Here is a 26,139-nt window from a genome sequence, read left to right as displayed (position 1 = left end):
GGGTCGAGCCTTTCGGTGGTGCGGAGATCGGTGCAGATGGTGCGGTGTCAATAAAGTGCGGGTTCATAAAAGTGCCGCTGCGCGGGCCGCAGCGAGCCGGAGGGCGGCAAGGGGGAGAGCGGCGCTGACGATCCCCCGCCGCTGCCAGGTGTAGGTAACAATCAGCTGGTCACCGTGCAGGGTGGCCGAGGGATAGGAGTATTCGCCGCGCCCGTCGGTGATCACCCCGGTGTCCCGGGGTTCGAATCCGGCAGCTCGGGTTCCGGATTCGGTCTGCGGGCTGGAGGCAGCGGGGAAAATGCCCTCCAGCGGAGTGCGGCCGTCCTCCAGGACCAGCGCCGGCGGTCCCCACCGGGTTCCGTCCACGGAGAAGGACACTGCCAGCGGGCAGCGCGGGCCCCAGCTTTCGGCGACCGGGTTGTGGACGCAGGCCAGGAGGTCCTCGCCGATGGCGGCGACGGTCAGGCCGCTGTTGTTGTTCGGGAGGTTCGTCGGCTGCGCCGGAGAGAAGGTCCTGCCGCCGTCAGTGGATTCCGCGGCATAGGCAAATCCTTCGCTGGAGCGCATCAGCGCACCGACGGTGTCTCCCTTCGTCCACAGCGAGGGCTGGATCACGCCGGCGCCGGACAGCCGGGCCCGGTCAACGGGGATGGGGGCCTTGACCCAGGTGGCGCCGCCGTCATCCGAGCGGTCGGCGAAGCAGTCCCAGACGGCGCCGCCCGGCAGCCAGCGCTCCTCGGAGCCCGGTGCCAGCCAGCCGCCGTCGGGCAGCAGGACCGGCGGGTTCTTCACCGGTCCGCGCCCGCCGCTGTCCCCGGGAACCAGCTCCCGGGCGCCGCTCCAGGTGCGCCCGGCGTCCCGGCTTACCCGGAACCAGGTCTGCCAGGCCGAGATCGCGGGGCCGCGTTTGTAGAAGAGCCAGACGCTGCCGTCCGGGCTTGCTGCCAGGACCGGGTTCCAGTGCGCTTCGGTGCCTTCCCCCGCCACCGGCCGGGGCTCCTGCCAGCGGCCGGTATGGTCAGCCGCGGCGAGCCAGATCCGGTTGTCCGGCGTGCCTTCGGCCGTGCCGGCGAACCAGGCGCAGAGCAGCCGGCCGTCCACGGACAGAACGGAGGAGGCATGGCACTGCTGCGCCGGGGTGTCCGACGGCGGGAGCACCCAGCGGCGGTCGACGCCGGTGGTGATTCCCGGGTGCCCCACTGCCGCCGTCATTTACTGCCGCTTCGATCCGCCTCGGCGTCCTGCGCGGTGCCGGTGCCGGTCCCGGAACCGGAGTCGTACCCGGCTTCGCGTGCCGTGCGGTCAACCAGCTGATCCTCGAGCGATCCCGAGGCCTTCCCGGAGCGGGCCGCCCGGGCCTTTCCGATAATCGGAATGGCGATGGACACCGCGGCGAGGATCAGCAGGGTGAGGGAAATCGGGTGCGTGAAGAAGACGGTCGGGCCGTCGATCAGCAGGGACCGGCGGAGGTTGGATTCCGCCAGCGGTCCCAGCAGCAGGCCCAAAACCACCGGGCCGGCCGGGAACCCGGTGCGCTTCATGATCAGGCCGATGACGCCGGAGACGAGCATCACGATGACGGTGTACACGTTGTTGGTCACCGTGTACGTGCCGACCAGGCAGAAACTGAGGATCGCGGACCAGACGTAGTGGTTGGGCAGGTCCATCAGCCGGACCATGCCGCGCATCCGGACCAGGCTCACACCGAAGGAGACGATCGTCGCCAGGATCATGATGGCTGCGATGGAGACCACCAGGTCCGGCCGGTTGGTGAAGAGCTGGGGGCCGGGCTGCAGTCCCCAGATCACCATGGAGCCGATCATCACCGCCATCACCGAGTCGCCCGGAATACCCAGGGCCATGGTGGTGGTCAGCGATCCGCCGAGCGTGGCGCTCGAGGCGCTGTCCGCGGCGGAGATACCCTCGATGGACCCCTTGCCGAATTTTTCCTTTTCCTTCGACATACCGCGGGCCCGGTCCCAGCCGATGAGGCCGGCGATGTCGCCGCCGGCAGCGGGAACGACGCCGACGAAGGCGCCGATGCCGGTGCCCAGGGCGGTGGGCTTAGCCACCTGCCGGTACTCCGCCTTGGTGGGCCAGACCCGGCCCAGCGAGGAAATCGGCTTGACCTTCGTTTCGCGGTAGGTGAGGAGCTGGTCGAACAGTTCAGCAATGCCGAACAGGCCAATGATCACGGCAATGAAGTCGAGTCCGCCGGTCAGGTCGTTCAGGCCGAAGGTGAACCGCTGATCGCCCGTGATGGGGTCCCGGCCGATCGTTGCGATGGTGAGCCCGATCAGTCCGGCGAGAACACCCTTGACCAGCGACTTGGAGGAAATGGAAATCATGATGGTCAGACCGAATACCACCAGCGCGAACATCTCGGGCGGACCGAATTTCAGTGCCAGCTGCGCCACCGGCTGCGCGGCCAGGATGAAAAGGACCATGGAGGCCAGGATGCCGACGGTGGAGACCATGGAGGACATCACCAGCGCCAGCCCGGCTTTGCCCTGTTTGGCCATGGGATAACCGTCGAAGGTGGTGGCGATGGCTGCCGGGGTGCCCGGTGTGTTCACCAGGATCGAGGGGATGCGGTCCCCGTAGTTGGCGCCGACGTAAATGCTGAGCAGGACGGCGAGGCCCTGTACCGGTTCCAGGGTGAGGGTGAATCCGGAGGCCAGGGCGACGGCCATGGAACCGGTGATGCCGGGAAAAACACCAACCATGGTGCCGATGGCCAGGCCGACCAGCAGGCAGATCAGGGTGGTCGGATCCAGCACCGCTTCCATGCCGATTGAGAACGTGTTCATAGAGGCACCTTGAGCAGGAGGTGGAAGAGGACGTAGATACCCGCGGTGGCGAGGATGGGGTAAACGGCGAGCGCCCGGACAGTCCGGCCGCCGGCAATGGCGGTGACGGCCGAGATGAGCAGCGGCGCGACGTAGATGAAGCCGACAATGGGCCAGAGCACGATGAACGCGACGGTGGCGGCGAGCGTCACCAGGAGCCGTACCCATCCGGTGCGGGTGGCGCCGTCCAGGTCGCTCCGGTCGGCGGTACGCCCAAACAGGGCCATCACCAGCAGGAGGGCGGAGAAGCCGAAGCCGGCTGCACCGAGCAGCTCCGGCCAGGTGCGGGGGCCGACGCCTGGCGTTTCGATGCGCACGTCGATGTTCTTCGCCAGGAGGTACACCGCGGCGGTGACGGCGGCAACCACCAGGGCAGCGCCGATTTCCAGCGGGCGGGAGTTGCGGGCCGGTTCGCCGGCGTCAGCGGGCTGGGCGGAGACCTCCGGGTGCGGAGCCTGAACCGCAGGCTCCGCACCCGGATCGCTCCGCCTCTGGGGAGAGGCGGATTTCATGGTTACTTCGCCAGGAGCTTTCCGAAGCGCTCGTACTCGGAGTTGATGAAGTCGGTGAATTCCTTCGGGGACTTGTAGACCGGCAGGGCGCCGCCCTTGGAGATGGTCTCCACGAAGGTCTCCGACTGCGCCGAGGTTTCGATCGCCTTGGTCAGGGCTTCGCGGACCTCGTCGGGCAGGCCGGCGGGTGCGTAGACGCCGCCCCAGCCGCCGAACTGGAGGTCGTAGCCCAGCTCTGATGCGGTCGGGACGTCCGGGAGCATCGGGTGGCGCTCGTTGTGCAGGACGGCCAGCGCCCGCACCTGGCCGGCGTCGTGGGCTGCCGAGGTCTCCGAGGTGCCGCCGACGGCGCCGTCAACCTGGTTGCCGATGACGGCTGCGACTGCGGGAGCGCCGCCGTCGAACGGCACCGGCACTACCTGCGTGCCGGCGGCGTCTGCCATACCCAGTTCTGCGGCTTCCCAGATCGAGCCGGGGCCGGAGTTTGCCATGTTGAGGGGCTTCTCCTTGCCTGCCTCGATCAGGTCCTCCAGGGTTTTGTAGGGGCTGTCCGCGGGTACGGAAACCACGCCGGGAGAGAGCATGATCTGGCCCAGGAAGTCGTAGTTCGCCGGGTCGATGTCGAAGCCCTGATGGCCCAGCATCGAGATTTCCACGGGCACGAAGCCGATCGTGTAGCCGTCCGTATCGGAGTCGGCAATGTACTGCATGGCGGTCGAGCCGGAGGCGCCGGGACGGTTCTCAACCACAACCGAAACACCCAGTTCCTTCTCCAGCTCAGCGGCGAGTGCACGCGAGGTGAGGTCCGAGCCGCCGCCGGCAGCTGCCTGCACAATGAAGGTGATGTCCTTCTCGGGGAACCCTGCTGCGTCGTCGCTGGCGCTGCTGCTGCTGCCGCAGGCGGTGAGGCCGATGGCTGAAGCGGCGAGAACGCCGATGATGAGGTGCGAACGTGATTTTTCCATTATCAACTTCCTTGTTGGTGGATGCGGGGAGGTGCTGCGTAGGGCTTTTAGTCGTTCCCGAGCCTGCTGAACGCGTTCGAGAGCCTGGTCCGTGAACCCTGCAGGTGTTCACGGAGCATCTCTTCGGCACGGTTTAGGTCCCCGGCCATCACGGTGGTGAACAGGTCAACGTGGTCCTGGCACGTGGGGCCGAGGTCCCGGTCTTCGGCGTTGGTCAGCTCGAGCATGACGGCGAAGGTCGGTTCGTACTGCTGCCAGATGCTCTCCAGCCTTTTGCTCCCGGCGACGCCGTAGAAGGCGGAGTGGAAGGCGAGGTCCGCCCGGGCGAAGGCCAGCGGGTCTCCCGCGGCGGCGCGTTCTTTCATGGCAGAGAGGTGCTTGACCACGGAGGCCCAGATCTCGCCGTCGGGCACCTTGGCTGCCAGTCGGAGCGCCTGGATCTCGAGGAGCTCGCGGATCATGTACAGCTCGTCGACGTCGGTGGACGTGAGGCCGATCGCGAAGACTCCCCTGCGCCTGCTCTCGACGAGGCCTTCTGCTTCCAGCTGCCGCAGGGCGTCCCGGATCGGCCCGCGGCTGACGTCGAACATCTCCGACAGCTGGGACTCGACCAGGTGGGTGCCCCGCGCTATCTCGCCGGCGATGACGGCGTGGCGGAGCCGGGACAGGACCAGCTCGCCCAGCGCCTGCATGGGAGGCAGCGGGAGGTTTTTCGGAAGCAGTGCGTTAGCCATGGGACCCTTCTTTTCGCTAACCGATTACGGTTAACCGTTGACCAAGTAAGCCACATCACATCGGGAGCTGTCAACGGTTTTGCCGGAGCCCCAGCGAAAAGCGCGGTTTATGACGGCAGGTTGAGCTCTTTCCCCGCGCTGGCTGCTGCACTATTTCCTTAGTGGCTTCTTTTTCGAAAAACTCCATGGAAGTTAGTGACACATGCCTGCACTGATAGAACCCGCCGGATTGCCCCGCCCGAACGTTTCTCCTGCCCTGGCCGCGGAATGGGCGGCAGAGTATTTTGCCGCGGATGCCACGGCGGTGAAAGAGCTGGGCAGCCAGCAGGACCGGAACTTCCTGCTCACCACCGCCGACGGGCGCCGCCGCCTGCTGAAAATCAGTAATCCGGAGTTTTCCCGGACGGAGATCGAAGCGCAGAACGCGGCAATGCAGCGCCTCACCTCTGCCGGGTTTTCCACGCCGCTGCCGCTGGAATCGGTGGCCGGGCAATTCGTGGAATTGCCGGTGCTGGACGGAAAGGACCATTGCCTGCGGCTGCTGACCTTTGTGGAGGGCACCCCGGTCATTGACCGGGAATATCTCAGTCCGTCGCTGCGGACCGACCTCGGGAGCTGGCTGGGCCGGACCAGCCGGGCGCTGGCGGGCTTCGAGCATCCGGGGCTGTCACGGTCCCTGCAGTGGGATCTGCGGGCCGGTGAAGAAGTGGTGACTGCGCTGGTGTCCTTTGTCCGCGTTGATTGGAAGCGGGAGCTGCTGGCTGCCACGCTGAAGCGGGTCACCGCGGCGCTGGGTCCGCTGAAGGACCTTCTGCCCGTCCAAGCCGTGCATGGGGACATGACCGATGACAACGTGGTTTATGCGCCCACCGCCGAGGGCGTTCCGGAGCTCGCGGGGATCATCGATTTCAGCGATGCCATGTACAGCTGGCGGGTCAGCGAACTCGCCGTTGCCTGCGCGTCGCTGTTCCACCACGATCTGTCCCCCGGCAGCAGCGGCAATCCGCTCACCGTCCTGCCGATGATCCGGGCCTTCCATGAGCAGGCCCCGCTGTCCGACGCCGAGATCCAGGCTCTGTGGCCGCTGATCGTCCTGCGCGGCGCGGTGCTGGCGGTCAGCGGCGAGCACCAGACCACGATCGACGCCGGCAACGACTATGCCTCTTCGGCACTGGACCGGGAGTGGACCATGTTCGAGATACCGGCACGCTATGACTGGAACGCGGCGGAGGCAGCCATCCGGCAGACTCTGGGCGTCGCCCGGGGCGCCGCCGCAGCGGCTCAAGCCGCGTGGCCTCGCCTGCTGCCGGATCTCGGCACCCCGGCCGCCGTGGACTTCGGGTGGGACAGCGAAGACTTCACCAACGGGTCCTGGCTGAACGGCGCCGCCGAAGAGGAGCGGATCCTCGCCCAGGCCACCACCGGCGGTTCCCCTGCCGTGACCCGTTTTGGCGAAGCCCGCCTCACCCGCGCCGCCGCGCACGGCACAGGCGAACCTGCGAACGTGGCTCTCGGCGTCGAGGTCCACACCCCGCAGCCCCTGGCCCTCCACGCGCCGTTCGCCGGGTCCGTCACCATCTCCGGCGCCCCGAACGGCACGCTCCGGCTGGAAGGCGGGGACTTCGCCGTCGTCCTCTCCGGTGCCGTGCTGGATCCCTCGGTCAGCAGCGGCCAGGCCGTGCGGGAAGGCCAGCGGATCGGGCAGACCGGGCCGGAGGGACTCTGGGTCTGGCTCCTGGCATCGGGCACTTACCCCACGGCCGGGGTTCCGCCGCGGTTTGTCCGGACCTCTGAGTTCCCCGGCTACGCGGCCACGCACCTCGATCCCGCGCAGGTGCTGGGAGGGACCCCGGCGGAGGCACCGCCGTCGTCCGTCACCGGGACTGACAGTGTTCTGGAGCGGCGGAACCGTTCCTTCGCCGCGCTGCAGGCGCACTACTATAACGCGCCGCCGCGGATTGAACGCGGCTGGAAAGAGCACCTCATTGACACCTCCGGGCGGCACTATCTGGACATGGTCAACAACGTCACGGCGCTGGGGCACGGGCATCCCGGAGTGGCGGAGGCCGCAGCGAAGCAGTGGCGGCTGCTGAATACCAACTCGCGGTTCCACTACGAAGCCGTGGCTGAGCTGTCCGAGCGGCTGCTGGCCCGGGTGCCGGATTCCCTGGACACCGTGTTTCTGGTCAACAGCGGGTCGGAGGCGGTGGAGCTGGCCCTGCGGCTGGGGAAGGCGTTCACCGGCCGGGAGGATGTGCTGTGTGTGCAGGAGTCCTACCACGGCTGGTCCCTTGGTGCCGATGCAGTGTCCACCTCGGTCTCGGACAATCCGCGGGCGGCTCAGACGCGGCCGGACTGGGTGCACGTTGCGGATGCCCCGAACGCCTACCGCGGTACGCACCGCGGTGAGGGTGCGGGCGCGGCCTATGCCCGCGATGCGGCGGCGCTGCTGGAGGAACTGCACGACGCCGGCACCCCGGTGGGTATGTACATCGCCGAGCCGCGGAACGGCAATGCCGGTTCCATCGGCAGCCCGCCGGGTTACCTGGACGCGGTGTATGCAGCGGTGCGGGCGCAGGGCGGTTTGTGCATTTCCGACGAAGTCCAGATGGGCTACGGGCGGCTCGGCAGGTATTTCTGGGGTTTTGAGGAGCACGGTGTGGTGCCGGACATCATCACGATGGCCAAGGCGATGGGTAACGGCCACCCGCTCGGCGCGGTGATCACCCGGCGGGAGATTGCCGAGGCGCTCTCCTCCCAGGGATCGTTCTTCTCCTCCGGCGGCGGCAGCACGCTCAGCAGCCGGATCGGAGTCACGGTGCTGGACGTGATTGCGAAGGAGCAGCTGCAGGAGAACGCGGGCGCCGTTGGAAAGGTCCTCATGGAGGGATTCCGGTCGCTGATGGAGCGGCATGCACTGATTGGCGCGGTGCATGGCATGGGGCTGTATCAGGGAGTGGAGTTCGTCCGGAGCCGGGAGACGCTGGAGCCGGCCGCGGAGGAAACCCGGGCGGTCTGCGACCGGATGCGTGAGCTCGGTGTGATCGTGCTGCCTACCGGCGACCGGCAGAACATCCTCAAAGTGAAGCCGCCGCTCTGCTTCACTGCGGAGAGCGCCCGGTTCTTCCTTGAGACACTGGACCGGGTGCTGACGGACGGGTGGTGAGCGGCATGCGGGAAACCCTTGACAACCCGTTCGCCCCGGGGCTGTCCTACCAATAAGACCACCGTTCGAGCAGGTTCCGTTCCGTTCGAGCAAGGACAGATTATGCCTGGGACATATGTCGTTGAAGCAGCACACGATCCAGTGGTTTTCTCGGAAAGCCCAGACTCTCCGGCCGCTGAGTTCCTAGTGGAGGAAAGGCCGCGGTCCATCCGGGACCTTTACCGCCTGGGGATCATCCACCCCGCAATTCCAGAGGATGATCTGCACGACATCCAACGCAGCCTGGAACATTCCGTGGTGCCCGATGTGGTTTTCTCCGAGGGAAACCACGGTGTGGTGGCCTCACGCGATGCCGAGGGCACTGCCACCATTCCGCGCGAAGTGGTGCTGATGCGGGAAGCGGTCAGCCGGGCGGCGTCGATGCTGATTGCCCGGGGCCACCCGCCCGCCCTGGCTAGGCTGACTGCCGAAAAAGGCGCGCGGTTCATTTCTCCGGTCCGCGACGTTTTTCCGGTGTGGCGGGAGGTCAGGTTTCCGAACCTGGATCTGGAGGTGCGCGGCCTGCTGTTCCTCAAGCGGTCGATCAATGCGCTGACTGCCGTGAACGTGCGGTTCCACGAGCACGGCTGGATCTTCCCGGAAAGCAGCCACTTCCTCCTCACCTGCAACGAGATGACCGGTGTTCCCCGGAAACCCTGGGAGGTCCCGCTGGTGATCGAGGAGATGAGCAGGCCCGGCCCGCATCCACCCATAGCGGGCTACACGGACCGCCTCGCTGTGTCCGAGATTTTTGCCCGGGCGGAGGCGGTCACGGCCACCTGGCGCTGAACCTGCGCAGACCCAAACCATCAGAGGCTCACTCTGGGACAGGAGACCCATCATGGGCGGAATCGACAAGCGGGGCACGGACGGCGGAGAAGGTGCGCCCGGTGCCGTCGGGGGTGAGGGGCCGGCGGGCCAGGAGGGGTTCGACGCCGTGTGCAGCGGCTGGTTCTTCGTCGGAGACACTGGCGCCACACGGGGCGGGCGCGGCGGCGACGGCGGTCCGGGCGGCCCGGGTGCGGATGGTTTGCCGGGCGGTAAAGGCGGCACCGTTGAGCTGCATGTACGGGTCCTTGGCAGCGATGTAGCCGTTGACGCGTCCGGCGGCAATGGAGGTAAGGGCGGCAACGGAGGCAAAGGCGGAAAGGGCGGAGCAGGCGGCAAGGGCGGCGACGGAAACGACTGTGAGCCCGGTGCGTACGGCGGTGGGGGCGGGAACGGCGCCCAGGGCGGCGTCGGAGGCAAGGGTGGTGATGCCGGCGCGGCCGGCGACATCCTGGTCTTCTACGTTTCGGACCAAAGCGGCGGCCAGAGCATCTTCAAGTCGAAGTCGGGGGATCCCGGAAAGGGCGGAGACCCGGGCCCGGGAGGAGATGCGGGGATCACCGGCGCCAACGGCGAGCGAGGCGACTTCAGCCACGCCACCACCGATCCCGGCCAGCCGTCAATCCCCGGAGTGGCAGGGCCCAGTGGCGCTCCCGGAGCCAAGGGCACACCGCGCGATGACAAGGATAAGGTCAAGTTCCAGCAGGTCACGGAGGTTTAGCACCGGGCTCCCCGGGATGAGGCCGGCCCGCACGGAAAGACGTGTGCGGAGGCCGGGTTTGCCGCGCATGCTGCCGCTGGTGCGGGGTCCGGGCCTACCCTGAACAGGGCAGGGAGGTTCCGGACCGGTCAGCCGGCTCCGTTAGTTCCCGGAAGTGTCCCTGGCAGGGGGCCACCGTACAGGCGAAGCCATTCAGCGCTTCGCCGGAAAAGGGAGCATCAACATGTGCACAGGCATCAGGTTCTCGGACGGCAGCGGCAATCTCTATCTCGCACGCAACCTCGACTGGACGGCCGGCTACGGGGAGCGGGTGGTGGTTACTCCCACCGGATACGCCGCGAGGTCGCCGTTCAGCGCGGTGCCAAGGATCCAGCACGCCGTCATCGGCATGGGCATCGTGGAGGAGGACACACCGCTCTATTTCGACTGCGGCAATGACGCAGGCCTGGCCGTCGCCGGGCTCAACTTCCCAGGGTACGCGGACTACGCTCCGGAACCGGTCGACGGTGCGACGAACGTCGCAGCGTATGAATTCCCACTCTGGGTGGCGTCCCAGTTCGCGAGTGTTGACGAGGTAGAGGCCGCGCTTGGCAGCGTCGTCATCGTGGACAAACCGATCAATGAGAAGTATCCGAGCTCTCTGCTGCACTGGATCATCGGTGACTCGAAACGCGCCATCGTTGTGGAGTACACCAGCGACGGTATGCACGTTTTTGATAACGACGTCGATGTCCTGGCCAACCAGCCCGGCTTTACCTGGCACCACGAGAACCTGCGCAACTACCTCAACACGTCGCCGGACTTCCCCGAGAAGGTGGTGCTCGGCCGGGCAAATCTGGTCCCGTTCGGTTCAGGGTCGCTGATGCGGGGAATCCCCGGCGACTACTACTCGCCGTCGCGGTTCGTGCGGGCTGCCTACGTCAACACGCATTACCCGGATAAAACGACCGAGGAGGCGAACGTCAGCCGCGCGTTCCATACCCTGCAGCAGGTCGCGATGGTGGAGGGCTGCGCGGCCATGGGCTCGGGTGAGTTTGAGAAGACCATCTACACCGGGCTCTTCTCCTCCCGGACGATGACCTACTACTGGAACACCTACGAGGACCCTGCGGTCCAGCGCGTCGCGATGGCTGACCATGCGGCCGGCGGAACGGAGCTTGTCGTCGTCTAAGCCCGCTGCCCTGACGTGCTGTGCTGCCGTGGCGCCGCGCAGGAAAGTCCCAAAGTGGCGGGTTTTTCCCAAGTCGGAGGGACACTGTCCTTCCTCCGGGCCCGCTTTCGGCTGCTGTAGGGTGGCCCGAACATAGGTCGTCGTTGACCGGCCGCAGTCACCCCCAGGACCAGCAGCTGGACCGCGAAACAACTGGGAGGCTGTATGCGCGCGAAAGTCCTGTCCGTCCTTGGTGTCAGTGCCTTGCTGCTGTGCGGCTGCACGCAGGCTGCCTCGGTGCCTGAACAAGTGTGGGTGACGCCGGTACCGGATGATCTTCGAATTCCCGCCCATCCGGCGGATGAGAATTTCTTGGGAAGCGTATCCGGGTCCGGCTCAAGCTCAGTTAGGTTCGGTCAGGCTGCCCCTGCCGTCGCCGTCTACCTGGCTTGCCAGTCCGATGGCGAACTCGTTGTAAACGTCGCCAATACCGGCAAGACTTCTGTCCCCTGCGGCACCCAGGAGGAACCAACCCGCACGGTTTTTGAGCTGGATTCCACTATCGTCAAGCTCTTCATCGACATTGATTCCGTAGACGGGCCGGTCTTCGGCCTGGTTGTCACGGATGCCGGCAGCTGACCTGGCCGCACGCGGGGTTGAACCGCCAACGGCGGCTCTCCGCCTGCCGCGGAAGGCCGCCGTCGTCAGTTGCGAAAGCAGTGGGCTGGGAAAGCCCGGTTAGGAAACCGGGGCCAGCTCCGGGTAGTCCGTGTAGCCGGCCGCGCCGTCGGTGTAGAAAGTCAGGGGATCCGGGGCGTTGAGCTCCAGGTCTTCCTGCCAGCGGCGGGCCAGGTCCGGGTTGGCGATGGCCGGGCGGCCGACGACGACGGCGTCGGCCAGGTCTTCCTGAAGGAGGGCGATGGCGTCGTCGCGGGTGGTCATCACGCCGAAGCCGGTGTTCAGCAGTACCGGGCCGGCGAAGCGGCGGCGCAGTTCCTGGACCAGGTCATCGGCCGGATCCTTGTGCAGGATGCTCAGGTACAGAGGCTTCAGCGGCGCGATGCCGTCTACCAGGGCGGTGTACGTTGCGAGCACGTCCTCGCGGTCGGTTTCCAGGACGCCCTGAATGTTGTGCTCCGGGGAAATCCGGATGCCGACGTGGTCAGCGCCGATCGCCTCGGCCACCGAACGGAAGGCCTCCACGACAATGCGCGCCCGGTTTTCCGGGGATCCGCCGTAGGAGTCGGTGCGCGTGTTGGAGACCGGCGAGAGGAATTCCTGCAGCAGGTAACCGTTGGCACCGTGCAGTTCAACGCCGTCGAACCCTGCCTTCATCGCGTTCACGGCCGCGGACGTGAATTCCTGCACGACGCCGGGGATTTCGGCTTCGGTCAGGGCGTGCGGCACAGGGTAGGGCTGCTTGCCCTCGTAGGTGTGGGCCATACCCTCGAGCGCGATGGCGCTGGGGGCGACGGCGCCGCGTCCACCGTTGATGTTCTCGTGGGCCACACGGCCGGAGTGCATCAGCTGGGCCACAATCCGGCCGCCGGCGGCGTGCACGGCGTCGGTGACCTTCTTCCAGCCGGCAACGTGCTCGTCGGTGACCAGACCCGGCATCCGGGTGTTGCCCTGGCCGGTGAAGGACGGGTAGATGCCTTCACTGACAATGAGGCCCAGCGATGCCCGCTGGCGGTAGTAGTCGATCATCATGTCAGTGGGCACGCCGAACAGATCGGCGCGCATACGGGTCAGCGGGGCCATTACCAGGCGGTTGGGCAGTTCCATGGCGCCGAGGGTCAGCGGGGTATAGAGGTTCACTAAGGGGTTCTTTCTGTCGCTTGCCCCAGGGCGGATGGTGTCCTGGGCTGAAGTTCGTATAGTCAGCGCAACCGGGGAGGAGGCCGCCGGTATTCCACGAAGCGGGGGACGTCACATCCACAGCCCGCTGGTCAACGCCTCCGGACGCCCGAGGGGATACCGTGTCGTGGAAAAGACTTCTCAAAAAAGTAGTGTTGTAGATCACATTCCGGTGCTACAGTTCGAGTCGATGCCAACGGCGGGCACCCCTCACGGGCTGCTATCTACCAGGCGGACCTGCAATCACAAATCATCGCAGCAGTCTGGCCTCACGCCCTTTTGCCGTTGGCGGTGGCCGTTGGAGATGCTGCCTCTGCTAGGGAGGTACGGCCGTGGCACTCACTACCCGGGACAATGACCCCCATGAAGGTCAAAACGTAACGGATGTTGCAGCGCGTCCGCGCAAAAGCAACCGTTTTTCGTCACTAGACAGCTTCTTCCAGATCACTGAACGCGGCTCCACCAAGGGGCGCGAAGTCCGCGGCGGCCTCGTAACGTTCATCACGATGGCTTACATCGTGATCCTGAATCCACTCATCCTTGGCGGATTCAGTGCAGAGTCGGCAGCCACCGACATCGAGGGAGGGTGGCTCGCTGCTGCCCAGGTCGGCGCTGTCACGGCTTTGACAGCCGGGGTAATGACCATCATCTTCGGCATGTTCGCGAATCTGCCCTTCGGGATCGCGGCGGGTCTGGGAATCAACTCCTTCCTCGCCGTCTCAGTGATCGGGGATGTCACCTGGGCAGAAGCCATGGGGCTGGTGGTTATCAACGGCCTCCTGATCGTCCTCCTCGCCGTCACGGGTGCGCGGACAGCGATTTTCAACGCAGTACCCCCGCAGCTCAAGGCAGCCATCACGGTAGGCATCGGCCTGTTCATCGCTTTCATCGGATTCGTTGATTCCGGTTTCGTCAGCAGGACCCCGGGAGGCCCTCCTGTTCAGCTGGGGGACAACGGCTCCGTCACCACGTTCCCCACTGTGGTCTTCCTTATTGGTGTACTCACCATCGGAATTCTCATGGCGCGGCGGGTCAAGGGCGGGCTGTTGATCGGCATGGTCTCCACCACCATCATCGCCATCATCCTCGAAGCCTTCCTGGACCTCGGATTCAGCGGCCCCGATAACCCGGGTGGCTGGCACCTGAACGCACCTGTCATTCCAGGCAGTATTTTCTCGGTACCGGATTTCAGTCTCATCGGAGCGTTCAATTTCGGGGCCTTTGAAAGAATCGGTGTCCTCGCGGCAACCATGCTGGTCTTCACCCTTGTGTTCACCAACTTTTTCGACGCCATGGGCACCATGACCGGTCTTTCGAAAAGCGCGGGACTTGCTGACAAGCAGGGCAACTTTCCGCGCCTGAAGTCAGCCCTGATCATCGAGGGCGTCGGGGCCGTCGCCGGTGGAGGAACCTCGAGCTCTTCCAACACGGTCTACATTGATTCCGCCGCCGGCATTGGCGAGGGCGCCAGGACCGGGCTCGCGTCGGTGGTCACCGGGATCCTGTTCCTCGCCGCGACGTTCCTCACGCCCCTCACGGCAGTCGTCCCGCTGGAGGTGGCTGCGTCGGCCCTGGTGGTGGTCGGCGCGATGATGGTCGCACAGATCCGCGAGATCGATTTCCAGGACTTCTCGGTGGCCCTACCGGCTTTCCTCACCATCGTGACCATGCCGTTGACCTATTCGATTGCCAACGGCATCGGCATCGGTTTTATCACCTGGGTGCTGGTGCGGGCAGGGTCGGGCAAGTTCAAGGAGATTCACCCGCTGATGTGGGTGGTCTCTGCAGGGTTCCTCGTCTATTTCGCCCGGGGCCCGGTCACCATCTGGCTTGGGGGCTGACCGGACAGCTGGCAGGGTGGGCCACCGGGCCCACCCTGCCAGGGCAGAATCTACTAAGCCACTACCGGGCTGGCCTGCAGCCTCATCAGCAGACCCGCAGCAACGCTGACGGCGATCACAGCCGGGGCCTTGCCGGTGATATCGGGCAACCCAATGGGGCAAATGATGCGGTCGACGACGTCCTCCGGATGCCCCTCTGCGAGCAGCCTCTGACGGAACCTCGACCACTTGGCCCGCGAGCCAATCAGCCCCACCGATCCCAGGCACCCGTGGCGCAGCGCGGCGTCGCACAGCAGGAAGTCTTCGGCATGGTCATGGCTCATGATGAACACGTGCGAGCCTTTCGGCAATTCACCCAACACTGAATCCGGCACGGGGCTGTGCACCGGATGGACGTCTGCGGGTCCCCTCATGATTTCGCCGAGCCGGGCAGTGCTCAGCTGATCAGCCCGGCTGTCCACCAAGTACAGGCTGATGGACAGCCGGGAGAGGATCCGGGCCAGTTCGTACCCAACGTGTCCCACTCCGAACACCGCAACTGCGGGACGGGGTGCAAAAGGTTCGAGGAGAACCTCGACGACGCCTCCACAGCACTGGCGTCCATGCAGCGTTACCGCACGTTCGCTAAGGCCGAAGCTGAGTCGTTCGGGGGCGGTGATCCCGGACTGGATCATTGCGCGGGCGCGTTCGATCGCCGTCGCCTCCAGGTTGCCGCCCCCAATGCTGTCCCAGGTCTCCTCGGAACCGATGAGCATCTTCGCCCCTGCCTCCCGGGGAGCATGACCGCGGACGTCTATTACGGTGGCGAGGACTCCCGCCGAGCCCTCTGCACGCAACCGCTGCATCGCGGCCAACCAATCCATGTCAGGCCACCTCGATCGGCATCAATGAGTGGGCGCGGCCCGGAGTTCGGGCACTACCTGCGGAGTCTCAGGCGCCTTGCCGTCTGATTCGGTGCCGGCGTCCCCGGCTTCGGTGATGGCCCAGTAAACGGCTTCAGGGGTTGCCGGGCTGGGAAGTCTGACTTCCCGGTTGCCGGGCCCGAAGGTGGCGATGGCCTCGCGCAGCGCTTCGCGGACGCTGAAGGCAAGCATAAAGGGGGGTTCACCCACCGCTTTGGACCCGTAGACGACCCCGCTTTCCGTGGCCTTCTCGAAGAGGTGGACGTTAAACTCCTCCGGCATTTCCGAGAAACTGGGGATCTTGTAAGTGCTGGCCGACTGCGTGGTGATCCGGCCCCGGTGTGGTCCGTCGGAGAGATCCCAGCGCATCTCCTCGAGCGTCAGCCATCCTGCACCCTGGACGAAGCCTCCCTCGATCTGCCCGACGTCGATCATCGGCGACAGGCTGTCCCCGACGTCGTGGACTATGTCGGTGCGCACCTGGCGGTACGCTCCGGTGAACCCGTCCACCTCCACCTCGCTGACCGAGGCCCCGTAGCTGAAGTATTTAAAGGGCTCCCCCTGCATGCGGGCTCCGTCCCAATGCAGCCCTTCCGTCCGGTAATAGCCCGCAGCCCACAGCGAAACCCGCTGGAAGTAGGCGTCGCGCACCAGCTCAGCGAACGGGATGCCCTCGTCATGGAAACCGATTCCGGTGACCATCCCATTCGCGAACCGGACGTCGTCGGGGTGGATGTTCAGCCGCCGTGCCGCTACTTCCGCCAGACGAGCGCTGATTTGCTCGCAGGCATTCTTGATGGCGCCGCCGTTAAGATCCGCTCCGGAGCTGGCTGCCGTTGCCGACGTGTTGGGGACCTTGTCCGTGCGTGTCGGTGCAAGCCGGACAATGTCCAACGGCACGCCGAGGGCGGTGGCGGCCACCTGGCGCATCTTGGTATGCAGTCCCTGCCCCATTTCCGTACCACCGTGGTTGATCAGGACCGAACCGTCCTTATAGATGTGCACCAGAGCGCCGGCCTGGTTAAACGCTGTCAGGTTGAAGGAAATCCCGAACTTGACCGGCGTTATGCCGAGCGCCCTGCGGGTATGCGGATGTGCTGCGTTAAAGGCGGCGATGTCCTCGCGGCGGCGCACGACGTCGGCGCGTTCGCCCAGCTCCTGCCAGATTTCGGTGAGCCGCTCAGCGTGGCGGACAGGCTGCCCGTACGGTGTGCTCTGCCCGGGAACGTACAGGTTGCGGCGGCGCAGCTCGCTCGGGTCCAGCCCCAGCAGGGGCGCGCAGCGGCCCAGGAGATCCTCAATGACCAGCATGCCCTGGGGGCCGCCGAAACCACGGAAGGCCGTCTGGGACGTTTTGTTGGTCTTGGCCACCCGGCCGTGGACCTCAACGTTGGGTATCCAGTAGGCGTTGTCGATGTGGCAAAGGGCCCGCTGCAGCACCGGTTCGGACAGATCAAGGCTCCAGCCGCCGTCGCTGGTCAGCGTCGCCCTGAGCGCCAGGAGCCGGCCGTCGTCGTCGAAACCGACTTCCCAGCGGGCATGGAATGGGTGGCGTTTGCCGGACATGGTGATGTCCTGTGTGCGGTTCAACCGCAGCCGCACCGGGCGGCCGGTGAGGCGAGCCCCCAACGCGGCAACAGCCGCGTAGCCGTGGGGCTGCATTTCTTTCCCGCCGAACCCGCCGCCCATACGCAGGCACTGCACCGTAACCTCGGAACTGGCCAGCCCAAGCACGTGGGCGACGATCTCCTGGGTTTCGGTGGGGTGCTGCGTGCTGCAGTGCACGAACACCTGGCCGCCCTCATCAATGTAGACAAACGAGGCATGGGTTTCCAGATAAAAGTGTTCCTGCCCGCCGAACTCGAGCTCGCCGCTGAACCGGTGAGGGGCGTCGTCCAATGCCTGGCCGGCCGCGCCGCGGGAGACGGTGGGCTGGTTGCCCTGGAAGCTCTCGGCCTCCATAGCCTCGGTAAGGGTCAGCAGGGACGGGAGCGGTTCATAGTCCACCTCCACTGCTTCCGCACCAAGGCGGGCAGCTTCCAGGGAATCGCCCAATACCCAGCACACGGCCTGCCCGTAGAACATAACCTCACTGGGGAAAAGCGGTTCGTCGTGCTTGGTGCCGGAATCGTTGACTCCGGGCACATCCTCCGCCGTGAGGACCCGCACGACGCCGGGAACCAGCAGGGCAGGCTCAGTCCGGAGGGCGTTGACCAGGGCATGTGCGTGCGGGGCCTGCACCGGCCAGGCGTGCAGTACATTCTGGCTCCGGACAATGAGGTCATCGGTATAGAGCGCGGCGCCGGTGACATGCAGGGTGGCGCTTTCATGCGAAACCGGCACCCCCACCACGGGATTGACCGGCCGGTCAGCGAGGGATTTCATTTGGCTGCCTCCAGAGCGGGAGCGGAATGGGTCTGCGCGTAAAACCGCAGGACGGACTGCCTCAACATGGCGGAGCGGTAGAGGGCGCTGGCCCGCATGTCATCAATCGGGGTGCCTTCCGTGGCCATCACCGCGGCGGCAGCAGCAGCCGTTTTGGCGTTCCACGGCTGACCCACCAGAACCTCTTCGGTCCGCAGCGCGCGGATCGGGGTGGCAGCCACCCCGCCGAGGCCGATCCGGACCGAAGAGATAATGCCGCCGTCGCGCTGCATGGCAAAACCTGCTGAGACGCTGGAAATATCGTCGAAACGCCGTTTGGAGATTTTATAGAAAGCGGTGGTTTCAGCGAGCGGGAGTGGAATACGGATGGCACGAAGAATCTCATCCGGCTTTTTCACACTTTGCCTGTACCCGGTGAAGTACTCGGCCAACGCCACTTCCCGCTCCCCGGCTACGGAAGCCAACACCACGGACGCGTTCAGCGCCAAAAGCGCCGGCGCCGAATCACCGATCGGCGAGCCGGTGGCCAGGTTGCCTCCGAAACTTGCGGAATTGCGGATCAACCGGGAGGCGAACTGCGGGAACAGGTGGCTGAGCATCTCCACCTTTCCCCCGAGCCCGCGTTCGACCTCCGAGAGGGTCAAGGCAGCGCCAATCTCGATCCGGTCGGCACCGATCTCGAGGGTCCGCAGCACCTTCAGGCGGTCAACGGCCAGGATCAGCGGGGGCCGGGTGTGCCGGAGGTTGATCTCCACCCCTGCATCGGTAGCCCCACAAACAAGCTTTGCCTTCGGATTCTCCGCGAGGCGGTCGAGGAGCTCGTCCAGGCTGCCGGGTCGAATAAACGCAACGTCACCCGTGGCCTGTGTTGTTTTGTGAACCGTTGCTTTGGCTGCGGGTGCCGCCCTGTCCTGCCGGAGCAGCAGCGGGTCGGTTTCCTGCGGCGCGCCAAGCGCGTACGCAGCATCACGGATCGGCCGGTACCCGGTGCAGCGGCAGAGGTTTCCGCTCAAGGCATGGAGGTCAAAGCCGTTGGGGCCGCATTCATGATCGGCAGCGTGCTCCGCTCCGACGGCGTCGGTCCCGGTTTCGCTGCCGCTTTCCTTAGCGGCCACGGATGGGGACCGTTCCGGACGATAATATTCGGATGCCATGGAGCAGATGAATCCGGGAGTGCAGTACCCGCACTGGGAGCCGCCCCGGTCAGCCATTTCCCGTTGGACCGGATGCAGATCTTCGACGAGGCCAACGCCCGGTGCCTTGCCAAGTCCCTCCGCGGTGACAACCTCCTGGCCATCGAAAGCCAGGGCTGGAGGCAGACAGGCGTTGACGGAGGTCCAGCGGCTTCGCCCACTTCCGTCGGGCCGGTTTACCAGCACGGCGCACGCGCCGCATTCTCCCTCGGCACAGCCTTCCTTGGACGCGGTCAGCCCCTCGTCCCGCAGCCAGTCAAGCAGGTTGGTGTGCGGACCTGCTCCGCAGCCCAACACCTGGCCGTTGACAGTCACTTGGATTTCTTCCACACTGCTCACCCCTCAATGTTCCGCCCGAGTTTAGATAAAAGAGCTACCGGTGGACAGGTAGTTCTTCGCCCCCCTCGAGTGCTGCATGTTCTCCGTGCCTCGTCCGTAGGATGCTTCCGCAGACTGTAGTGGGAAGCACCCAGCAACGGCTGTTCGCCGCCGGTCGCTAAAAATTGGCTTTTCTACTTCTGCTTCAGGGCCGGCTGGACGCCTGCGGAGCCTGCGATGCTGGGGGCTGTCCGCCCCTGGACCGGAGGGCGTCGTCCGCCTCTTTCCGTATCAGCAAATCAAAGTCGCTCAAAGTCATGATGGGTGTCAGCTTCCCTGGTTTTCTTCGCAGCAGCGCTGAACACCATTGACCATCGGTCGGTCCGACTTGTTTCGATGTTTCTGCATTACGAAAGTTTGATTCCGCGCTCAGTGTAACCCGGGTCACATGAAGACTGTCAAGCATCCCAGCGGATGGCTCGGTGCGATCCGCTTCGGCGCCCGCCGCAGTTCAATCAGCATGGTGGCGATGGACCCCAGGGGGCCGCGAAGAGGAAGTCCACCGCGGGGCTGTTCCATAGACACGCCGCCCCTATAAATGGTCCAGACGCCGGTGCTAGCGTGGATCACGGATTGAACCACTGCAGGGCTGCGGCCGTGCAGGAAGGAGATCGACATGACCCGGCAACTCCACGAGTTTGCAGACCTCTACCGGCGCAAGGGGCCCTGGTGCGTCGCATACGTAGATGCTTCAGCGGGTACCACGGACAGCTTGGAAGCCGCCGAGGTCCGCCCGGGCGACGTCAGGAAGGCTCTCGCCAAACAGGGCGCCCCGCCCCAGGACCAGGAAGCCGCGGAAACCGCGGTGCTCCCCGCGGACGGATATCCCTCCCCGGTCTCACGGTTCCTCCTTGTCCAGCAGGGGACGGTGGCGTTAAACGAGGTGCTGCCCGGCCCGCTTGTGGTGCCGGAACGCGTCTCGGTGGACCCCATTCCGGACCTGCTGCCGCTGCTCAAGCACCGTCCCGAGGAACTCCCCTACATCGTTGCCGAAGCCTCGCGGGAAGATGCGGAGATCCGGCTGGAGTATGCCGGCCGCGGCCGTCCCGCCGCCGTCCGGGACGTGGAGGGGGAAACAGAGGACATCACAAAGCTCCCGGCAGGCGGCTGGTCGCAGGACAAATTCCAGCGGCAGACCGAACAGATCTGGCGGCGCAACGCGGATCAGGTCGCCGAGGAGATCGACCGGATTGCGGACAGCAGCGGAGCCAGGCTGATCGTGCTGGCCGGGGATGTCCGGGCTCGGGGCCTGGTACGGGACCAGCTCTCCGAAGCCCACCAGAAGCTCGTCAGCATGATCGATTCGCACCCGCGCACGGCCGGAAATGACAACGGCCACTTCGAGGACGAGGTCCAGGAACGCATTGCCCTGCTGTGGGCTGCTGAGCAGGAGCAGATCATGGACCGCCTGGCCCAGCAGGAAGGGCAGGCCAATCCGGAATCTGCCACCGGTTTCGGTGAGGTCCTGACCGCCCTCCAACAGGCCCAGGTGGACGTCATGATCATGAACGACGGCGCTTTGGCCGAACGCCATCTGCTCGCCCTCGGCGGCGAACCGTGGGTGGCCAGTACCCAGGAACAGTCCCTCGGCGCAGAGATCCTTGGCAAGGTTCCGGCCCCGGCGGCCTTGGTCCGGGCGGCTGCCCTGACTGATGCCAGCCTCCTGCTGGTGCCCGATGGCGTGCTCCCCCACGGCGTCGGCGTCGGTGCCCTGCTCCGCTGGCCCACCGGCCCCGAGGCTCCGGGAAGAAAGGTCCCCTAAGCTGCTGCGCGGCGGGTGAGTCTACCTGTGTGTCGCCGTGTCCCTCCGCTTCGGGAAAACCCACCCGTTGTGTTACCCGTTCCCCTCCGCTTCGGGAAAAACCCACCGTTGTGTGGCACTGTTTCCCTCCGAATTGGGAAAACCCTGCCGTAATGGGATTTCCCTCCTGAGCGCACCGGAGGAAAATCCCCTAAAGGTCGATTTGACCCAAAACGGAGGGTTTTAGAGGGTACATTCGCAGCAGGGCAATCAGACGTACCAGTGCCAGCGCACTACTGATCCTTCGAAACCCGGCCTCTACTGCCGGTTGGCGTCAATATCATGCACATGTACGCGGACAAGGTCTTCGACCAGACGGCTGGGCAGGGGCTTGTCCAGCGTGAATTGGATCGAGTGTTCGGTGGTCTTGTAGCCCTCGAGCTGGTCCTTAAGCTCCTCGATCGCCCATGACGAGGGATAAAAACTCATGTGCTTCTGGGAAGCGGTGAAGTACACCAGTGCCCGGTTCTTGTATTTGAGCGTCGGCATCCCGTAGCTCATGGACTCTTCGGTGTCCGGCACGAGCTGGGTGACGACGGTGCGGATCCGCTCGAGTTCCGCCCGGTATGCGGGGTCGAGCGCACCGAGATATTCGGCGACGCTCTTCGCTTTGTCAGCCATGACACGAGTGTAGCGCTGGGCTTCACGAGCGGTCCGGCGCATCGCCAGGCCTGGCCGGCCGTCTGCGGCTCAATCCGTCGGGCCAGGTCAGATGAAATTATGCGCCGTGTGACGTGCACGCAGCCCCAAATTGCGTCCGCCCAACGCAGCTTCTATTGTTGCTTAGGCAAGGCAAGCCTAACCTCCAGTCGGCGGTCACAGCGGCCCGGCCCCGCGATACCTGATTAACCCTCCGATTGTCCCTTCTGCCCTTAGGTTTCCCATGCCCCGGAGAAATGCCCCTCGCCCCGAGATGGATGGCATCTCCGGCGAACTGCAGGCGGGTGCGAAGCCGGCGACGGCGCTGGCCGGCGAGCAGGTGCGCCTGGGGTACGGGAAAGACGCGGTGGTCCACGGCGTCTCCCTGACGTTCCAGCCCGGACAGGTCACCGCTCTGGTTGGCCCCAATGGCAGCGGAAAGTCGACGCTGCTGCGGTCGATGGCCCGGCTGCACCGCCTGGACGGCGGGCGGATCACGCTGCACGGAGCCGACGGCGGCGGAACCAACGGCCCCCAGTCAGACGGCGGCAGCGAACGGGCAGCAGCCGCACTGACCTCCCGTGAGTTTGCCCGCGAGGTCACACTCTTTTCGCAGTCCCGGCCGGCACCCCAGGGGCTGACCGTCAGTGAAGTCGTGGCCTTTGGACGCCACCCGTACCGGCACCGGTTTGCCGGGCTCTCCGCTGAAGATCACCGCGTGATCAACCGGGCCATGGCTGCCACGGGTGTCGATGACATGTCCGGCCGGTCCGTCAGCGAGCTGTCCGGCGGAGAAGTCCAGCGCGTGTGGCTGGCCGCCTGCCTGGCCCAGGAGACCGGCGTCGTGCTCCTGGACGAACCCACCAACCATCTGGACCTGCGCTATCAGATCGAGATCCTCGATCTGGTCCGCGACCTGGCGGACGATGCCGGCGTCGCCGTCGGAATCGTCCTGCATGACCTGGACCAGGCCGCCCGCGTGGCCGATCACCTGCTGTTGATGTCCGCCGGCCACATTCATGCCGCCGGCGATCCGCTGGATGTGCTCACCGAGGAGAACATCGGCGCGGTGTACGGCGTCCGTGTTGAGGTCAGCTTCGAGCCGGGCACCAACCGCATCCGCATTGACCCCGTGGGCCGGCATGCCGCCCGCGGCCGGTCCGCCGTCAAAGCTTCATCCTAACCACCCACCCGAGAGGCACCCTCATGACCCGACTCCGCCCAATGGCAGCCGCAGCATCGATGCTGGTTGCCGCTGCGCTGACCCTGACCGCGTGCGGCACCACCGATCTGGAGGACGCGGCGGACGGAGCCACTGCCGCCACCTCGGAGGCCTGCGCTGCCGACACCACCACGACGGCGACCGGCCCGGTCTCGCTCACGGACGGCGTCGGCCGCACGGTGGAGCTGGAAAAGCCGGCCGAGCGCATCGCGGTCCTGGAATGGCAGCAGATCGAAGATGCCCTCACGCTGTGCGTCACGCCGGTCGCCGTCTCTGACGCTGAAGGCTACGGCACCTATGTGAGCGCCGAGACCATCCCGGAGGGCGTCGCCGATGTGGGCACGCGCGGGGAGCCGGACCTGGACACGCTGTACGCGGCGGACCCCGACCTGATCATCGTGGAGGCCTTCAGCGCCGACGACGAACTGATCGCCCAGCTTGAGGAACGCGGCGTTCCCGTGCTCGCCACGCTTGGCGCCGACGGCGCCGATCCCATCGGGAACATGAAGAACGTTTTCTCCATGATCGCCGAGGCCACCGGACGCACCGACCGGGCGGACCAGGTCATCAGCGAGTTCGATAATCACCTGGCCGAAGCCAAGGACAAGGTGAAGTCTGCCGGCCTGCCCACCACCGACTTCCTCTTCTTCGACGGCTGGATCGAAGGCGGCAACGTCACCATCCGCCCGTACGGACAGGGCGCACTCTTCACCGCGCTGGGCGAAGAACTGGGCCTGACCTCCGCCTGGACGGACGAAATCGACGCCAAGTACGGCAGCGGCGGCGTGGATCCGGCCTACGGGCTGGGCCAGACCGACATCGAAGGCCTCACTGCGGTGGGCAACGCGAACCTCTTCTACTCCAACGATGAAGAAGCCGGCAGCTACGTCTCCGAACTGGAAAAGAACCCGATCTGGACCGCGCTTCCGGCCGTCAAGGAAGGCCGCGCCGTCGCGTTCCCCGCAGGCGTCTGGGGCGCCGGCGGACCGCTGTCCAACCAGCAGGCGATCGACGCCTACGTTGACGCCATGCTGACGGAGTGAGCGCACCGCTCCACACGCGGGACCTCACCGCTCCGCAGGCCCGCCCGGGCCTGTGGAGCGGCTTGCGTACCGCCTTGCAGCACTTCCTCCAACTCACCGGCGGCGGGCTCGCAGTACTCGGGATCCTGCTGCTGGCGGTTGTTTTGGTGGGCGCCTGGCATCTGACCCAGGGCACCTCCGGGGCCGGACTGATGGATCTGTGGCGCCTATTCGGCGGCGCGCAGGAGACCGTCGGCGGTGTGCCGATCGCCGATGTGCTGGTCGGCTCGCGGCTGCCGCGGCTCTTCGCCGGCATCGCTGTGGGCTTCGCCCTCGGTGTGGCCGGGGCGCTGCTGCAGTCGGTGACCCGCAACGCGCTGGCGTCCCCGGATACCCTCGCCGTGACCGCCGGCTCCTACTTCGCGCTTACCGCCGTCGCTGCCTTCGGGCTGTCCGTGCCGCTGTGGGCGTCCGGAACCGTCGCCTTTGCGGGCGGGGCGCTGGCCGCCGCCGTCGTCCTGGGCCTGGCTGGACGCTCGGTGGGCTCCGGGACCACCCGGCTGATCCTGGCGGGCTCCGCCATTGCCATGGCACTGGACGCCGCGACGGCGATGCTGCTGATCCTGTTCAAAGACAACACCACCGGCCTGTTCGCCTGGGGCAGCGGGTCCCTGGCCCAGCTGAACCTCGACGCCTCGGTGCGTGCCGCCCCCGTGATCATCGCGATGCTCTGCGTGGCGCTGCTGCTCTGCCGCCGCCTCGATGTGCTCAAACTCGGCGACGACACCGCGTCTTCCCTGGGTGTGCCGGTCGCCTCGACCCGCGTGTTCGCGGTGCTCTGCGCGGTGCTGCTGACAAGCATCTCCGTCACCCTGGCCGGCCCCATTGCCTTTGTGGGGCTCGGCGCTCCGGTGCTGGCCCGGCTGCTCGCCTCGCGGGCACCGGTGCTGCGCCGGCATCATTTCCTGCTGCCGGCGTCCGGGCTGCTGGGTGCACTGCTGATCCTCCTGGCGGACGCGGTGCTGCGGGGGATCCTCGGCGCGGAGGGTGCCAGCTCGATTCCCACCGGCGTCCCGACGGCGCTGCTCGGCGCCGTCCTGATTGTGGTGCTGGCGATGCGGATGCGGGATTCCGGTCCCGTCGCGATGCCCCCGCAGGGACGGCTCGGTGTGCGGACCCGCCGCCGCTTCCTGATCGCCCTCGCTGTCTCCGGCCTGCTGCTCCTGGGCGCTGTCCTGGTGGGCCTGCTCGCCGGGAGCCTGTGGCTGCGCACCGGGGACCTGGCGCTGTGGCTGAACGGCTCTGCTCCGGACCTGATTGGCCGCGCCCTGGATGACCGCCTGCCCCGGGTGGCCGCGGCAGTGCTGGCCGGAGCTGCCCTGGGCCTGGCCGGATGCGTGGTGCAGGGCACCGTCCGCAACCCGCTGGCTGAACCCGGAATCCTGGGCATCACCGCCGGCGCCGGCCTCGGCGCGGTCACCGTGGTGACTTCCAACCTGGGCGGCGGACGCCCGATGCTCATCGCCATGGCCGTGCTGATGGGCCTGGCCACCTTCGCGCTGATCGCCCTGCTGGCCTGGCGCGGCGGGCTGCTCCCCGACCGCTTTGTGCTTGTTGGCATTGGCTGCGGCTACGGGTTGACGTCGCTGACCACCCTCCTGCTGCTGCGCGCCGACCCGTGGAACACCCCGCGCATCCTCACCTGGCTCTCCGGCACCACCTACGGACGGACACTGCCCGACGTCGTTCCGGTGGCCGTGGCACTGCTGCTGGCACTGCCGCTGGTGTTCGGTTTGCGGCGCCGGCTGGATCTGCTCGCCGTCGACGACGACACCCCGCGCATTCTGGGCGTCCGGCTGGAGCGTTCCCGCCTGCTCCTGCTCGGTACCGCGGCCGTGCTGGCGTCACTGAGTGTCGTGGCCATTGGCGCGGTTG

The 26,139-nt window shown here is 66.1% G+C and carries 20 protein-coding genes; 9 read left to right on the top strand and 11 right to left on the bottom strand.

Annotated features, from left to right (window positions below):
• Positions 1-63 precede the first annotated feature (63 nt).
• The 5 genes from AL3_RS16540 to AL3_RS16520 are packed head-to-tail and all read right to left on the bottom strand — an operon-like array spanning position 64 to position 5,060.
• The gene (locus AL3_RS16540; RefSeq protein WP_066303134.1) at positions 64-1,212 is read right to left on the bottom strand and encodes a sialidase family protein; all 1,149 of its coding nucleotides are present in this window, start codon (positions 1,210-1,212) and stop codon (positions 64-66) included.
• Complete coding sequence (locus tag AL3_RS16535) at positions 1,209-2,810, bottom strand: tripartite tricarboxylate transporter permease (protein ID WP_083521844.1); 1,602 nt, start codon at positions 2,808-2,810, stop codon at positions 1,209-1,211. The genes AL3_RS16540 and AL3_RS16535 overlap by 4 nt, the downstream gene beginning before the upstream one ends.
• Entirely contained in the window at positions 2,807-3,361 is a 555-nt protein-coding gene (locus AL3_RS16530) for a tripartite tricarboxylate transporter TctB family protein (protein ID WP_066303132.1), read from the bottom strand. The genes AL3_RS16535 and AL3_RS16530 overlap by 4 nt, the downstream gene beginning before the upstream one ends.
• Positions 3,362-3,363: 2 nt before the next feature.
• On the bottom strand, positions 3,364-4,326 hold the full coding sequence (locus AL3_RS16525; RefSeq protein ID WP_066303130.1) for a tripartite tricarboxylate transporter substrate binding protein: 963 nt from the start codon (positions 4,324-4,326) through the stop codon (positions 3,364-3,366).
• Between the two features lie 47 nt (positions 4,327-4,373).
• Positions 4,374-5,060 (bottom strand): GntR family transcriptional regulator, encoded by a 687-nt coding sequence (locus AL3_RS16520; RefSeq protein WP_151723861.1) that lies wholly within the window; start codon positions 5,058-5,060, stop codon positions 4,374-4,376.
• A gap of 202 nt (positions 5,061-5,262) precedes the next feature.
• Here AL3_RS16520 and AL3_RS16515 point away from each other — a divergent pair, with 202 nt between their 5' ends.
• Together AL3_RS16515 and AL3_RS16510 are read left to right on the top strand one after the other, a co-directional pair.
• Complete coding sequence (locus AL3_RS16515; protein ID WP_066303127.1) at positions 5,263-8,226, top strand: aminotransferase; 2,964 nt, start codon at positions 5,263-5,265, stop codon at positions 8,224-8,226.
• 102 nt (positions 8,227-8,328) lie between these two features.
• Positions 8,329-9,054, top strand: a complete 726-nt coding sequence (locus tag AL3_RS16510) for a hypothetical protein (protein ID WP_151723860.1) — start codon at positions 8,329-8,331, stop codon at positions 9,052-9,054.
• 28 nt (positions 9,055-9,082) lie between these two features.
• Here the strand turns inward: AL3_RS16510 and AL3_RS18545 are convergent, their stop codons facing one another.
• A complete protein-coding gene (locus AL3_RS18545; RefSeq protein WP_151723859.1) occupies positions 9,083-9,688 on the bottom strand; it encodes a hypothetical protein in 606 nt (201 codons plus the stop codon).
• 349 nt (positions 9,689-10,037) lie between these two features.
• Here AL3_RS18545 and bsh point away from each other — a divergent pair, with 349 nt between their 5' ends.
• Positions 10,038-10,985, top strand: coding sequence for a choloylglycine hydrolase (gene bsh / locus AL3_RS16500; protein WP_066303120.1), 948 nt, complete (start codon positions 10,038-10,040; stop codon positions 10,983-10,985).
• A gap of 276 nt (positions 10,986-11,261) precedes the next feature.
• Positions 11,262-11,603, top strand: a complete 342-nt coding sequence (locus AL3_RS16495; RefSeq protein WP_151723858.1) for a hypothetical protein — start codon at positions 11,262-11,264, stop codon at positions 11,601-11,603.
• Positions 11,604-11,702: 99 nt separating this feature from the next.
• Here AL3_RS16495 and AL3_RS16490 read toward each other — a convergent pair whose 3' ends face one another.
• Positions 11,703-12,782 carry an alkene reductase gene (locus AL3_RS16490; protein ID WP_066303117.1) on the bottom strand — a complete coding sequence of 360 codons (1,080 nt, stop codon included), beginning with the start codon at positions 12,780-12,782 and terminating at the stop codon, positions 11,703-11,705.
• Positions 12,783-13,153: 371 nt separating this feature from the next.
• Between AL3_RS16490 and AL3_RS16485 the strand changes: the two genes are divergently transcribed.
• Positions 13,154-14,662 carry an NCS2 family permease gene (locus AL3_RS16485; RefSeq protein WP_083521843.1) on the top strand — a complete coding sequence of 503 codons (1,509 nt, stop codon included), beginning with the start codon at positions 13,154-13,156 and terminating at the stop codon, positions 14,660-14,662.
• Positions 14,663-14,715: 53 nt separating this feature from the next.
• On the opposite strand, the gene xdhC is transcribed toward AL3_RS16485, so the two are convergent.
• Genes xdhC through AL3_RS16470 form a run of 3 tightly spaced genes read right to left on the bottom strand, consistent with a single transcriptional unit; the run spans position 14,716 to position 19,457 of the window.
• Positions 14,716-15,525 (bottom strand): xanthine dehydrogenase accessory protein XdhC, encoded by an 810-nt coding sequence (xdhC, locus tag AL3_RS16480; protein WP_066303114.1) that lies wholly within the window; start codon positions 15,523-15,525, stop codon positions 14,716-14,718.
• Positions 15,526-15,546: 21 nt separating this feature from the next.
• Positions 15,547-17,949, bottom strand: a complete 2,403-nt coding sequence (gene xdhB / locus AL3_RS16475) for a xanthine dehydrogenase molybdopterin binding subunit (protein WP_066303111.1) — start codon at positions 17,947-17,949, stop codon at positions 15,547-15,549.
• The gene (locus AL3_RS16470; protein WP_246168387.1) at positions 17,946-19,457 is read right to left on the bottom strand and encodes a xanthine dehydrogenase small subunit; all 1,512 of its coding nucleotides are present in this window, start codon (positions 19,455-19,457) and stop codon (positions 17,946-17,948) included. Before AL3_RS16470 ends, xdhB begins: the two co-directional genes overlap by 4 nt.
• 679 nt (positions 19,458-20,136) lie before the next feature.
• Here AL3_RS16470 and AL3_RS16460 point away from each other — a divergent pair.
• The gene (locus AL3_RS16460; RefSeq protein WP_066303108.1) at positions 20,137-21,282 is read left to right on the top strand and encodes a baeRF2 domain-containing protein; all 1,146 of its coding nucleotides are present in this window, start codon (positions 20,137-20,139) and stop codon (positions 21,280-21,282) included.
• 297 nt (positions 21,283-21,579) lie between these two features.
• On the opposite strand, the gene AL3_RS16455 is transcribed toward AL3_RS16460, so the two are convergent.
• Positions 21,580-21,942 carry an iron chaperone gene (locus tag AL3_RS16455; RefSeq protein WP_066303106.1) on the bottom strand — a complete coding sequence of 121 codons (363 nt, stop codon included), beginning with the start codon at positions 21,940-21,942 and terminating at the stop codon, positions 21,580-21,582.
• A 262-nt stretch (positions 21,943-22,204) separates the two neighbouring features.
• Here AL3_RS16455 and AL3_RS16450 point away from each other — a divergent pair, with 262 nt between their 5' ends.
• The 3 genes from AL3_RS16450 to AL3_RS16440 form a co-directional block, all read left to right on the top strand.
• Positions 22,205-23,143 carry an ABC transporter ATP-binding protein gene (locus AL3_RS16450; protein WP_083521841.1) on the top strand — a complete coding sequence of 313 codons (939 nt, stop codon included), beginning with the start codon at positions 22,205-22,207 and terminating at the stop codon, positions 23,141-23,143.
• A 23-nt stretch (positions 23,144-23,166) separates the two neighbouring features.
• Positions 23,167-24,225 carry an iron-siderophore ABC transporter substrate-binding protein gene (locus AL3_RS16445; RefSeq protein ID WP_066303102.1) on the top strand — a complete coding sequence of 353 codons (1,059 nt, stop codon included), beginning with the start codon at positions 23,167-23,169 and terminating at the stop codon, positions 24,223-24,225.
• Positions 24,222-26,139 (top strand): iron ABC transporter permease (locus AL3_RS16440; protein WP_255220904.1); only part of this gene is annotated, 1,918 nt, incomplete at its 3' end. The genes AL3_RS16445 and AL3_RS16440, both read left to right, overlap by 4 nt.

It is taken from the genome of Arthrobacter luteolus NBRC 107841, from assembly GCF_001552075.1.
In the GTDB taxonomy this organism is placed as follows: Bacteria; Actinomycetota; Actinomycetes; order Actinomycetales; family Micrococcaceae; genus Arthrobacter_B; species Arthrobacter_B luteolus.
Note: the sequence above shows the minus strand (reverse complement) of the source record. Positions and strands in the feature narration are given on the sequence as shown.